This window comes from Paracoccus marinaquae (assembly GCF_018860165.1).
Taxonomy (GTDB): domain Bacteria; phylum Pseudomonadota; class Alphaproteobacteria; order Rhodobacterales; family Rhodobacteraceae; genus Paracoccus; species Paracoccus marinaquae.
This window is the reverse complement of record NZ_JAHKNG010000022.1, coordinates 46,003-58,321: the sequence shown is the minus strand read 5'-3', so window position 1 is coordinate 58,321 and position 12,319 is coordinate 46,003. Positions and strand designations below refer to the sequence as shown.

The following is a 12,319-nucleotide window of genomic DNA, read 5'->3' as shown; positions in this document are numbered from 1 at the left end:
GCCATACCGTCTTCGCGTCGGGCACACGGTCCTCCAGCCCAAGGCCGAGGAACCGCATGAACGACAGCCGGTCACGGACCTGATACTCGATCTGGTCGTCGGACAGATTGTAGAGCGCACCCAGCACCAGCGTCTTGAACATCACCACCGCGTCCATCGGCTTGCGCCCGGCCCGCGACTTGCGTTCCGCCTCCGGCTTGCGCCAGACCCGCTCCAGCGTCGGGCGAAACTCCTCCCAAGGCACAACGCTGTCGATCTCGACAAGAGGGTCCTTCTTGGCGTCCAGGCTCGCGTAGCGGTCTGAAAGATCAAAAAACCCATCTACACCATCATCACGCTCCAGCAGCCGAATACCACCCGCTTCCTACACAGGCGGCACGGTCAGAGCAATTTTTCGAGGTGCCCCACAGAAATACATCGATAAGTATAATCGCAAGGCCAAGGCCGATTCAGCGATTGAAAGCCTTCCCAGCGAGGAAAATCAGGAACAAAATCTGGCGAACCGCCCTGCAAGGCTCGCCGCAAAATCAGGTAACGAACTGAAGAAAAGGGAAAAATAATGTCGTTTGGTAGGCCCGGAGGGACTCGAACCCCCAACCAAGGCGTTATGAGCGCCCTGCTCTAACCAATTGAGCTACAGGCCCATGCGGCAAAACCTGCCTAATCGGGCCGTGCCAGAGGGTCAAGCGCCCTGAACCGGGGCGGGTTCGGTCTTTGCCGCACTCGCCTGAAGGCAGAATAGGGCGCATCCCGTCCCGAACGCGCCGAACCCTTGGCGACGAACCTGAAACCGAACGTCGAATCCCGCCGATGGGGAGGAAACAGCTATACATAACACGGTGTTTCTCCTAACCTGACCCTATGCCCTGCCGCATTTGTCACTCATGCGAGCCCTTGTATCCGCCGGCGGCATATGCCGGCGGGACTGTCTCTGCGGGCCAGATGCCCGGCATGATCCGCCCTCTCCCAGGACTGTCGTTCGGGGGCTGTCGGCCATGATGTTGATGCCCGCCCTGATTGTCGCGGTCCTCAGCGGAACGGTCGCCGCCGCGATCAGCCTTGCCGCAGGGGCCGGATGGATCAACGCCCTGATCGCCTATTGGTTGGGCGGAAATATCGGCATGATGGCGGTTCTGGTCCCGCTGCTGATGGATATCTCTGGCACAGCGCCAAGACCGCGGCCGAGGCTTGGCTTCGGCTTCGCCAGCGGCCGGGCGTTTCGCGCCATGTCCCTGGTCGGGGCCGGGCTGCTGCTGGTGTTCTGGCAGGTCTTCCATGGCGGGACCGGTTCGGGCGAGGAAGTCCATATCCATGACATCGGCGCGCTGCTGAGCCTGCATGGGGACGGCGCCAACGGGCTGCGCTATCTGGTCGCGACCGGCCTGCCCGAGGCCCTGAGCGGCATGATGGACCGGCTTCTGCGCATCGACATGTGGATTCCGGGGCTGATCCTCTATTGCTACGGGCTGGTCCGGCTTCTGGTCAGGCTGATGCAGCAGGTCGATCTGGCCGAGCAGGTATAGGCCCAGCCCCCCGCCGCGATTGTGCCGACCGAAGGCCCTGATATGCTTGCCCGGCACATGTCGGGAGGCAATCTTGGAACCGGGCCTGATCATCTTCGATTGCGACGGCGTGATCGCCGACAGCGAGATCCTGTCGGCCGAGGTGCTGATCGATCAGTTGGCGGCTCTGGAGATCGGGCTGACGGCCGAGGATGTGCGGCGCGATTTCCTCGGCCGCAGCTTTCCGACCGTTGCAGCCACGATCCGCGAACGTTTCGGCCGCCCGCTGCCCGATGATTTCGAAGCCGCCTACCGCCGCCGCCTGCTGGATCGCTTTGAGCACGACCTGCGACCGACACCGGGCCTTGCCGCCATGCTGGACCGGCTGCAATGGCCCGCCTGCGTGGCCACCTCGTCCAGTCCCGAACGTGTCGGGCGAACGCTGGACCTGCTGGACCTGGCGCGCCGCTTCGGGCCGCATGTCTTCACCGCCAGCCAGGTGGCACGCGGCAAGCCTGCCCCCGACCTGTTCCTCTTCGCCGCCGCGCGGATGGGCGTGGCGCCCGCGCGCACGGTGGTGGTCGAGGACAGCCCGCCGGGCATCGCCGCGGCCGAGGCTGCCGGGATGGCGGTCCTGCATTACCGCGGCGGCGCCCATCTGAAAGGCACCGCCGCGCCCGCTTCGGTCCGCTCCTTTGACAACTGGGCCGAATTCCCGCAACTGTTGAAGGATATCCAGCAGGGAGCCGCCCTTTCGTGAGCGCAGGACGTTTCAGCCCCGAGACAACGCGGCTCGACGATGCGGCGCGGGCCGGCTGGCTCTATTACGTCGCCGGCAACACCCAGGACGAGATCGCCCGCAAGCTGGGCGTCAGCCGCCAGTCCGCACAGCGGCTGGTGGCGATGGCGGCCAGCGAGGGCCTGATCAAGGTCCGGGTCGATCATCCCATCGCCCGCTGCATGGATCTGGCCGGGGCGATGTCCGACCGCTACGGGCTGAGCATCTGCGAGGTGGTGCCCTCGGATCCGGATGCGCCGGATCTGCTGACGGGCATCGCCATCGCCGCGGCGGCCGAGTTGGAAAAGACCCTGAAAGCGCCCGAACAGCGGATCATCAGCCTCGGCACCGGCCGGGCGCTGAAGGCCACGGTGGAACAGCTGCCGCGGATGTCCTGCCCGCAGCATGTCGTCGTCTCGCGGCTGGGGAACATGATGCAGGACGGCTCGGCCACGCCCTATAACGCGACCATCCGTCTGGCCGAACGGATCAGCGCCCCGCATTACCCCTACCCCCTGCCGGTTCTGGCCCGCGACGCCGCCGAACTGCAGGCGATGCGCAACCAGGAGGCGGTGCGGAACACCATCCGGCTGTGTCAGCAGGCCGATCTGTCGCTGGTCGGTGCGGGCCAGATGGACCGTTCGGCGCCGCTTTATGTCGATGGTTTCGTCTCGGCCGCCGAGATGGACCAGCTGACCGCCGCCGGTGCCGTCGGCGAGATCACCAGTTGGGTCTATGACCGCAAGGGCCATGTGATCGACTGCCCCTTCAATGCGCGCGTCGCCTCGGCGCCACTGCCGCGGGCGGCCGAAAAGCCGGTCATCATGGTCGCCACCGGCGAAGCCAAGGTGCCCGCGATTCGTGCCGCTCTGATCGGCAAGCTGGTGAACGGCCTGGTCACCTCGGAAGCCACGGCAGAGCGCCTGCTGTCGGCATAGCCGCCCGGGCTGCGGAAATATCCATTCAGAACCGATGCTTGTGACAGCAACCCGTTGCCCCGCGAGGCATGGGCGTCGTCGGTGATTGACAGACTCAGTTTAATTTGTGAGTATTTGCCCATCGGCTTGGCAATTGCTCTTGCCGTCAAGGGAGGAAACCATGAACACGACATTCCGCGCCCTGATGGGCGCCACTGCGCTATGCGCATCGGCCGGGCTTGCGGCCGCGCAGGACACCACGCTGACAGTCGCCACCGTGAACAATGGCGACATGATCGTCATGCAGGGCCTGACCGCTGATTTCGAAGCCAATAATCCTGGCATCAAGGTCGACTGGGTGACGCTGGAGGAAAACATCCTGCGCGAACGCGTGACCACCGATATCGCCACCAAGGGCGGCCAGTATGATGTCCTGACCATCGGCACCTACGAGGTTCCGATCTGGGCCAAGCAGCAATGGCTGGTGCCGCTGAACGACCTGCCGGCCGAATACCAGGCCGATGACCTGCTGCCGGCCGTGCGCGAGGCGCTGTCGGTCGATGGCACGCTTTATGCCGCCCCCTTCTACGGGGAATCGGCGATGGTGATGTACCGCACCGATCTGGCCGAGGCCGCGGGCGTGACCATTCCCGACAGCCCGACCTGGACCGATATCATGGCCGCAGCCGAGGCGATGACCGACAGGGATGCCGAGATCTCGGGCATCTGCCTGCGCGGCAAACCCGGCTGGGGCGAGAACATGGCCTTCCTCACCGCCATGGCCAACAGCTATGGCGCGCGCTGGTTCAACCCGGACTGGGCACCGCAATTCGACAGCGAGGAATGGAAGGCCACGCTGACCGACTATCTGACCATGATGAACGAATACGGCCCGCCGGGTGCCTCCTCGAACGGCTTCAACGAGAACCTGTCGCTGTTCCAGCAGGGCAAGTGCGGTATCTGGATCGACGCCACCGTCGCCGCCAGCTTTGTGACCGATCCCGAGAACTCGACCGTCGCCGACAAGGTCGGCTTTGCCCAGTTCCCGAACAAGGAGGGCGTCGACAACCACGGCAACTGGCTGTGGGCATGGAGCCTTGCGATCCCGACTTCGTCGGATGCACCGGAGGCAGCGAAAGCCTTCATCGCCTGGGCCACGGGGCCGGATTACGCGGCGCTGGTCGCGGCCGGCAAGGGCTGGCGCGCGGCCCCTCCGGGCACGCGGACCTCGCTTTACGAGAATGCCGACTATCAGGCAGCGGCGCCCTTCGCGGCGATGACCCTGACCTCGATGAACGCCGCAAATACCCAGAAGGCCTCGGTGCAGGACATTCCCTATACCGGCGGGCAGTTCGTCGGCATTCCGGAATTCCAGGGCATCGGGACCGCCGTGGGGCAGCAGTTCTCGGCGGCCCTCGCCGGGCAGATGTCGGCCGATGATGCGCTGGCCGGCGCCCAGGCCAATACCACGCGCGAGATGACGCGGGCAGGCTACATCAAGTAACTCCTCCCTCCCTGCCGATGCCTGGCCCGGGACACAGGATCCGGACCAGGCCCCGCCCGCACAGCCTTGCGCTGCGCCATCAGGAGGAAACCCGCCATGGCCACCCGCCAGACCGCAAGCCTTGCCCGCCTCATGCGTGCGCCCGCGATCGTCCTGCTGCTGATCTGGATGCTCGTGCCGCTGGGGATGACGCTTTACTATTCGTTCCTGAACTACAACCTGCTGAACCCGACCAACACAAGCTGGGCCGGCTGGTTCAACTACCAGTATTTCTACACCGACCCGGCCTTCTGGGAATCGATCTGGAACACGCTGGTCCTGACGCTGGGCGTGCTGTTCATCACCGTGGCCGGCGGCATCCTGATCGCCATGCTGATCGACAAGCCGATCTTCGGGCAGGGCATCGTGCGGATCCTGGTGATCTCGCCCTTCTTCGTGATGCCTCCGGTGGCGGCGCTGATCTGGAAGAACATGATCATGCATCCCAGCTATGGCGTCTTTGCCGATATCGCCAAGTTCTTCGGCGCGGCGCCGATCGACTGGTTCGCGCAGTTCCCGCTGTTCTCGATCATTGTCATCGTCGCCTGGCAATGGCTGCCCTTCGCGACGCTGATCCTGCTGACCTCGCTGCAATCGCTGGATGGCGAGCAGATGGAGGCCGCGGAAATGGACGGCGCGCCCGCGCTCAGCCGGTTCATCTACCTGACGCTGCCGCATATGGCCCGCGCGATCACCGTGGTGATCCTGATCCAGACCATCTTCCTGCTGGGTGTTTATGCAGAGATCCTGGTGACGACCAATGGCGGGCCGGGCTTTGCCTCGACCAACCTGACCTACCTGATCTACCGCGCCGCACGTCTGAATTTCGACATCGGCGGGGCAGCCGCAGGCGGGATCATCGCCGTGGTGCTGGCCAATATCGTCGCCATCTTCCTGATGCGCGCCGTCGGCAAGAACCTGGACTGAGGAGGAAAACATGGCACGCGCCGTATCCCGCAACCAGAAGATCGGCTGGACCATCGCCGCCTGGATCGTGGCCCTGGTGATCTTCTTCCCGATCCTCTACGCGATCATCACCAGCCTGAAGACCGAGCAGGAGGCCATCGCGGGCTTCAACCTGATCCCGTCCTTCACCTTCGAAAGCTATCAGGCCGTCCAGTCGCAGAATGACTACTTCAAGCCGTTCATGAATTCGGTGATCCTGTCGGTCGGCTCGACCATCCTCGCGCTGATCGTGGCGATCCCGGCGGCCTGGGCGATGGCCTTCTCGCCCACGAAGCGCACCAAGGACATCCTGATGTGGATGCTAAGCACCAAGATGATGCCCGCCGTGGCCGTGCTGGTGCCGATCTACCTGATCTTCCTGCGCACCGGGCTGATGGATACCCGCATCGGGCTGACCATCCTGCTGATGCTGATCAACCTGCCGATCGTGGTCTGGATGCTCTATACCTATTTCCGCGAGATCCCAGGCGAGATCCTCGAGGCCGCGCGGATGGACGGGGCCACGCTGCGCGACGAGATCGTGCATATCCTGACGCCGATGGCCGTGCCGGGCATCGCCTCGACGCTGCTGCTGAACGTCATCCTGGCCTGGAACGAGGCCTTCTGGACGATCCAGCTGACCACCACCAATGCCGCGCCGCTCTCGGCCTTCATCGCCTCGTTTTCCAGCCCGCAGGGCCTGTTCTGGGCCAAGCTGTCGGCGGCCTCGACCATGGCCATCGCGCCGATCCTGATCCTGGGCTGGTTCAGCCAGAAACAACTTGTCCGCGGCCTGACCTTCGGCGCCGTGAAGTAATCGGAGGACATCATGGGACAGATTACCCTTGAAGGCGTGGCCAAGCGTTTCGGCGAGGTCGAAGTCATCCCGCCTCTGGACCTGACCATCGAGGACGGCGAATTCGTCGTCTTCGTGGGCCCGTCGGGCTGCGGTAAATCCACCCTGCTGCGGTTGATTGCGGGATTGGAGGATGTCAGCGACGGGCGCATCCTCATCGACGGAACCGACGCCACCGACGCCTCGCCGGCCAGGCGCGGACTGGCGATGGTGTTCCAGTCCTATGCGCTTTATCCGCACATGTCGGTGCGCAAGAACATCGCCTTTCCGATGAAGATGGCGGGCCTGCCGCAGGATGAGCAGAGCCGCCGCATCGAGGCCGCAGCCAAGGCGCTGAACCTGACCGATTACCTCGACCGCCGCCCCGGCCAGTTGTCGGGCGGCCAGCGTCAGCGGGTGGCCATCGGCCGCGCCATCGTGCGCGAGCCCTCGGCCTTTCTGTTCGACGAACCGCTCTCGAACCTGGACGCGGCACTGCGCGTGGGCATGCGGCTTGAGATCAGCGAGCTGCACAACCGGCTGAAGACGACGATGATCTATGTCACCCACGATCAGGTCGAGGCGATGACCATGGCCGACAAGATCGTGGTCCTGCAGGCCGGCCGGATCGAGCAGGTCGGCTCGCCGCTGGACCTCTATAACCGGCCCCGGAACGCCTTTGTCGCCGGCTTCATCGGCAGCCCGCGGATGAACCTGTTCTCGGGCGCCGTCGCGGCCGAATACGGCGCCGAAACCGTGGGGGTGCGGCCCGAACATATCTCGGTCTCGGCCGAGGGCGGCAAGTGGAAGGGCCGGATCGGCGTCTCGGAACATCTCGGCTCGGACACCTTCCTCTATGTCGAGGAGACTGGCCTCGCCGAGACGATCACCGTGCGCTCGGACGGCGAGGTGAGCCTGCGCCACGGCGATACCGTCTGGCTGACCCCAAATGAGGACAAGATCCACAGGTTCGACAGGAACGGGGACCGGATCGCATGAAACGGCTTGAGGGCAAGCGCGCGCTGATCACCGGCGCGGCGCGCGGGATCGGTCTGGAATTCGCCCGCGCCTATCTGGCAGAGGGCGCGCAGGTGGCGATCTGCGACATCAATCTCGAGGCCGCGCAGGCCGCGGCCGGCGGGCTGGGCAAGGGCGCCGTCGCGGTGCGGCTGGACGTGACCGATCAGTCGTCGATCGACCGCTGCGTGGCCGAGGTCGAGGCGGGTTTCGGCGGCATCGACATCCTGATCAACAATGCCGCCCTGTTCACGGCCGCCCCCATCGCCGAGATCACCCGCGCCGACTACGAACGCATCTTCGCGGTCAATGTCTCGGGCGCACTGTTCATGATGCAGGCGGTCGCGCGCGGCATGATCGCGCGCGGCAGCGGCGGCCGGATCATCAACATGGCCAGTCAGGCCGGCCGGCGCGGAGAGCCGCTGGTGGCGGTCTATTGCGCCTCGAAGGCCGCGGTCATCAGCCTGACGCAATCGGCCGGGCTGAACCTGATCGGCCATGGCATCAACGTGAACGCCATCGCACCGGGCGTGGTCGATGGCGAGCATTGGGACGGGGTCGACGCCTTCTTCGCCAAATACGAGGGCAAGGCACCGGGCCAGAAGAAGCGCGAGGTCGGCGCCGCCGTACCTTACGGTCGCATGGGAACGGCCGCGGACCTGACCGGGATGGCGATTTTCCTGGCCTCGGACGAGGCCGATTACATCGTCGCCCAGACCTACAATGTCGATGGCGGCCAGTGGATGAGCTGACCTCCGGCCTGTCCGTTCCCGCCGACACCACCGCGCGTCATCGCCACGCGCATCGCATCAGCATGACGAAAGGTTCCACCATGGCTATCGCCCTGTCCCTCGCGACCCTGTCCGGCCTGCCCGAACCGGTCAGCCGGCCCGGCTATGACCGCGCCGGGCTGCGTCCCGGCATCCTTCATGTCGGCGTGGGCAATTTTCATCGCGCCCATATGGCCTGGTATCTGGACCGGCTGTTCGAGTCGGGCGAGGGGCAAGACTGGGCGCTGGTCGGCGCCGGGGTCCGGGCCGGTGATGCGGCGATGCGCGACAGGCTGTCGGCGCAGGACTGGCTGACCACGGTGGTCGAACTGGACCCGAAGGGCCTGTCGGCCCGCATCACCGGCGCGATGATCGATTTCGTCGGGGTCGATCCGCAGGCGGTGATTTCCGCCATGGCCGATCCGGCGATCCGGATCGTCTCGCTGACCATCACCGAGGGCGGCTATTACGTCGATGCCAAGACCGACGGGTTCGATGCCGCGCATCCCGACATGCTGCATGACGCCGCCAACCCGGATGCCCCGCAGAGCGTCTTCGGCATGATCCTTGCCGCCCTGCGTCGCCGCCGCGCCACGGGTCAGGCGCCCTTCACCGTGCTGTCCTGCGACAACCTGCCCGAGAATGGCCATGTCTGCGCCCGCACCGTCACCGGACTGGCGCAGCTATCCGACCCGGCCCTGGCCGACTGGCTGCGCGAGAATGTGGCATTCCCGAATTCGATGGTCGACTGCATCACGCCGGCCACCTCGGACCGCGAGCGCGCGCTGATCCGCGACCGCTTCGGGATCGAGGACGCGGCCCCGGTGGTCTGCGAGCCGTTCCGGCAATGGGTGCTTGAGGACAATTTCCCGCAGGGCCGTCCGCCGCTGGAACGGGTCGGCGCGGAATTCGTGGCCGATGTCGGTCGGCACGAGTTGATGAAGCTGCGCATCCTCAATGGCGGCCATGCGGCCATCGCCTATCCCTCAGCGCTGCTGGGTCACCACTTCGTCCACGACGCCATGGCCGATCCGCAGATCGAGGCATGGCTGCGCGCGCTGGAGACGCGCGAGATCATCCCGACCCTGCAACCCATCCCCGGCGTCGATTACGGCGACTATCTGGAACTGATCGTCAGCCGCTTCGCCAATCCCGAAATCGGCGACACGATCCAGCGGCTGTGCCTCGACGGCTCGAACCGGCAGCCGAAATTCATCCTGCCGACGCTGGCCGACGCGCTTGGCGACGACCGCGCCATCGACGGGCTGGCACAAGAGGTCGCCTTCTGGTGCCGCTATTGCGAACGCACCGACGAGGCCGGCCGCGAGATCGCGCCGAATGACGACAACAGCGACGGTTTGCGCGCCTATGCGCTGGCCTCGCGCGACGATCCGCTGGCCTTTCTGGGCAACCGCACCGCCTTCGGCGCGCTGGCCGACAACCCGCGCTTTCAGCAGGCTTTCGCCGGCAAGCTGCGGCTGATCCACGAACAGGGTGTCCGCGCGGCCATCGCGGCCTATCTGTCGGCGCCCGCCGCCTGAGGCGGGGCCTGAAGCGCGCGCATCGCGCCGGCGCCGATCTCGAAGCTGCGCAGGCGCGCCTGATGGTCGTGGATCTGCCCGGTCAGGATCACCTCGTCGGGCCGGTGCGCCGCGATCAGCGCCGCAAGCTGGTCCCGAACCTGACCGGCATCGCCGACCGCGCTGATCCTCAGCGACCGGTCCACCAGGCCCCGCATCTGCGGCCCGATCTCGGCGTCCAGATCGCGGGTCGGCCGGGGCAGCTTGCCGGGCTGGCCGCTGCGCAGTCTTGCAAAGGCCAGCTGCATGGTGGTGCGCAGGTAATGCGCCTCTGCGGCATCATCCGCCGCAAAGACGTTGATCGCCAGCATCACCCGCGGCTCGCTGCCCCGGGGCGAGGGGCGGAACAGGTCGCGATAGACCGCCAGGGCCTGCTCCAGATCGTCCGGCGCGAAGTGACTGGCAAAGGCATAGGGCAGGCCCAGATGCGCGGCCAGTTGCGCCCCGAAAAGACTGCTGCCCAGAATCCAGACGGGAACATGGGTTCCCTCGCCGGGCAGCGCCCGCACCGCGGCACCGTCCCGCCCAGGCCCGAAATAGTTCAGCAACTCGACCACATCCTGCGGGAAACTGTCGGCCATCGGATCGCGCCGCAAGGCGCGGATCACCGCCGCATCGCCACCCGGCGCACGCCCCAGCCCCAGATCGATCCGGTCGGGAAAGACGGTCGCCAGCGTGCCGAAGGCCTCGGCCACGGTCAGCGGCGCGTGGTTCGGCAGCATGATCCCGCCTGCGCCCACCCGCATCCGGTCGGTCGCCTGCGCCACCAGCCCGATCAGCACCGCCGTCGCGGAACTGGCGATGCCGGGCATGTTGTGATGTTCGGCCATCCAGTAACGATGATAGCCCCAGCCCTCGGCCTGCCGCGCGAGGTCCAGCGTGTTGCGGATGGCATCCGCCGCCTCAAAGCCCTCAGGCACCGGCGCCAGATCGAGAAGGGAATATGGAATGCTCATCCCGCTCAGATAGGCTGGCTGTGCAGGAATGCAATCGCCTGCCTTGCAGAATCTGCAACCTGCCCGGTCCCGGTCAAAGAACCCTGCGTCGTCAGGAACCAAAAAGGGGGCGCGAGCGCCCCCCCAACGACCTCGGAAAGCCGCCTCAGTCCATCTTGCGCAGATAGGTCCAGGTCGGCACCCGCGCCCCGCGCGCCACCGACCAGCTTTCCGCATCGCCCAGATAGACGAAGCCGCAATTGGTCAGCACCCGGGCCGAACCGGGATTGTCCTGAAACGCCTCGGCAAACAGCGTTCGCGAGCGATGCGGATTGGCCGCAACCAGCGCCTCGACCGCCTCGGTCGCAAATCCGGTATTCCAGAACCCCGCACCGATCCAGAAGCCCAGCTCGGACTGATCGCCCTCCATCCGGGTCAGCGAGACAACGCCCAGAAGCTCGGCCAGCCGATGGCCCGAGCCGTCGATGGCCCAGACATCCTCGAGCCGTTTCGCCGACAGGGCGCGGGCGACGAAATCCTCGGCCGCGCCGGGCGGCAGCGGATGCGGGATCGCGCGGGTTCCCTCGGCCACGCGGCGATCCGAGGTATAATGCGCGATCATTCCCGCGTCCGACGGGCGCAGAGGGCGCAGCAGGAAACGCTCGGTCTCGATGACGGGCTGGTTCAGGACCGCGTCGGCCAGTTTCAGATCATCCAACCGCGTTCCCTCCCGCATCGGTGCAGACATCACCATTTTCCCTCCCCCTGGAAAACAGATCCTTAAAACGAACCGGGGGACCGGCTTCCGCCGATCCCCCTAACATCGGAATGTTAATATTGGGTTACTCGGCGGCTTCGAGGCTCGCAGGCAGGACCGAAATGAAGGTACGGCCCTTGAGCCCCTTTCGGAAACTCACATGACCGTCAGTCAGCGCGAACAGGGTATGATCCTTGCCCATGCCGACATTGTCGCCCGGCCACCATTTGGTGCCGCGCTGGCGCACGATGATGTTGCCGGCGATCGCTTCCTGACCGCCATAGAGTTTCACGCCAAGACGGCGACCGGCCGAGTCGCGGCCGTTGCGGGACGAACCGCCTGCTTTCTTATGTGCCATGGGTCAGTCTCCTTACGCTTCGGCGTTGGCTTTGCTGCGGGCACCGAGGGCGGCTTTCACGCCGGTCTTGTCCGCGCCGTTTTCCAGAACCTCGGTCACCCGCAGCAGGGTCAGCTGCTGGCGATGGCCACGGGTGCGCTGCGAGCTGTGCTTGCGGCGGCGCTTGACATAGGTCACCACCTTGTCGGCCTTGATCTGGTCGATCACCTCGGCCTGCACGCAGGCCCCATCGACCAGCGGCGCACCAAGGGTCGAGCCGACCATCAGGATATCGTTGAACTGGACTTTCTCGCCAGCGGCGGCGCTCAGTTTCTCGACGCGCAGGACGTCGCCCGCCTGCACCTTGTATTGCTTGCCGCCCGTTTTCAGAACCGCGAACATC

General features: G+C 65.6%; 13 protein-coding genes, 1 tRNA gene and 1 pseudogene. 9 read left to right on the top strand and 6 right to left on the bottom strand.

Annotation, left to right across the window (positions count from 1 at the left end; genetic code table 11):
• On the bottom strand, positions 1-343 hold a 343-nt coding region (locus tag KNW02_RS12910; protein ID WP_216033693.1), incomplete at its 3' end, for a transposase.
• Between the two features lie 224 nt (positions 344-567).
• Positions 568-644 (bottom strand) — tRNA-Ile (locus tag KNW02_RS12905).
• Positions 645-1,004: 360 nt separating this feature from the next.
• Between KNW02_RS12905 and KNW02_RS12900 the strand changes: the two genes are divergently transcribed.
• From KNW02_RS12900 to KNW02_RS12860, 9 genes are all read left to right on the top strand, one after another.
• Positions 1,005-1,523: a hypothetical protein gene (locus tag KNW02_RS12900; protein WP_216033688.1), complete on the top strand. Its 519-nt coding sequence runs from the start codon at positions 1,005-1,007 to the stop codon at positions 1,521-1,523.
• A 73-nt stretch (positions 1,524-1,596) separates the two neighbouring features.
• Positions 1,597-2,262: an HAD family hydrolase gene (locus KNW02_RS12895; RefSeq protein WP_252733821.1), complete on the top strand. Its 666-nt coding sequence runs from the start codon at positions 1,597-1,599 to the stop codon at positions 2,260-2,262.
• The gene (locus KNW02_RS12890; RefSeq protein WP_216033687.1) at positions 2,259-3,218 is read left to right on the top strand and encodes a sugar-binding transcriptional regulator; all 960 of its coding nucleotides are present in this window, start codon (positions 2,259-2,261) and stop codon (positions 3,216-3,218) included. Before KNW02_RS12895 ends, KNW02_RS12890 begins: the two co-directional genes overlap by 4 nt.
• A 160-nt stretch (positions 3,219-3,378) precedes the next feature.
• On the top strand, positions 3,379-4,701 hold the full coding sequence (locus KNW02_RS12885; RefSeq protein WP_216033686.1) for an ABC transporter substrate-binding protein: 1,323 nt from the start codon (positions 3,379-3,381) through the stop codon (positions 4,699-4,701).
• A 96-nt stretch (positions 4,702-4,797) separates the two neighbouring features.
• Positions 4,798-5,667, top strand: coding sequence for a carbohydrate ABC transporter permease (locus KNW02_RS12880; RefSeq protein ID WP_216033685.1), 870 nt, complete (start codon positions 4,798-4,800; stop codon positions 5,665-5,667).
• A 10-nt stretch (positions 5,668-5,677) separates the two neighbouring features.
• Positions 5,678-6,502 (top strand): carbohydrate ABC transporter permease, encoded by an 825-nt coding sequence (locus tag KNW02_RS12875; RefSeq protein ID WP_216033684.1) that lies wholly within the window; start codon positions 5,678-5,680, stop codon positions 6,500-6,502.
• A gap of 12 nt (positions 6,503-6,514) precedes the next feature.
• Positions 6,515-7,519: an ABC transporter ATP-binding protein gene (locus tag KNW02_RS12870; RefSeq protein ID WP_216033683.1), complete on the top strand. Its 1,005-nt coding sequence runs from the start codon at positions 6,515-6,517 to the stop codon at positions 7,517-7,519.
• Positions 7,516-8,289, top strand: a complete 774-nt coding sequence (locus KNW02_RS12865) for an L-iditol 2-dehydrogenase (protein WP_216033682.1) — start codon at positions 7,516-7,518, stop codon at positions 8,287-8,289. Before KNW02_RS12870 ends, KNW02_RS12865 begins: the two co-directional genes overlap by 4 nt.
• 80 nt (positions 8,290-8,369) lie before the next feature.
• On the top strand, positions 8,370-9,848 hold the full coding sequence (locus KNW02_RS12860; protein ID WP_216033681.1) for a mannitol dehydrogenase family protein: 1,479 nt from the start codon (positions 8,370-8,372) through the stop codon (positions 9,846-9,848).
• On the opposite strand, the gene KNW02_RS12855 is transcribed toward KNW02_RS12860, so the two are convergent.
• From KNW02_RS12855 to rplU, 4 genes and pseudogenes are all read right to left on the bottom strand, one after another.
• Entirely contained in the window at positions 9,824-10,837 is a 1,014-nt protein-coding gene (locus tag KNW02_RS12855; RefSeq protein ID WP_216033691.1) for an LLM class flavin-dependent oxidoreductase, read from the bottom strand. The genes KNW02_RS12860 and KNW02_RS12855 overlap by 25 nt on opposite strands.
• Positions 10,838-10,988: 151 nt before the next feature.
• Entirely contained in the window at positions 10,989-11,540 is a 552-nt protein-coding gene (locus KNW02_RS12850) for a GNAT family N-acetyltransferase (protein WP_252733817.1), read from the bottom strand.
• 124 nt (positions 11,541-11,664) lie between these two features.
• A complete protein-coding gene (rpmA, locus tag KNW02_RS12845; protein ID WP_216033680.1) occupies positions 11,665-11,937 on the bottom strand; it encodes a 50S ribosomal protein L27 in 273 nt (90 codons plus the stop codon).
• A 27-nt stretch (positions 11,938-11,964) separates the two neighbouring features.
• Positions 11,965-12,318, bottom strand: a pseudogene (gene rplU, locus KNW02_RS12840) (50S ribosomal protein L21); the annotation flags it as partial.
• Between the last annotated feature and the right edge of the window lies 1 nt (position 12,319).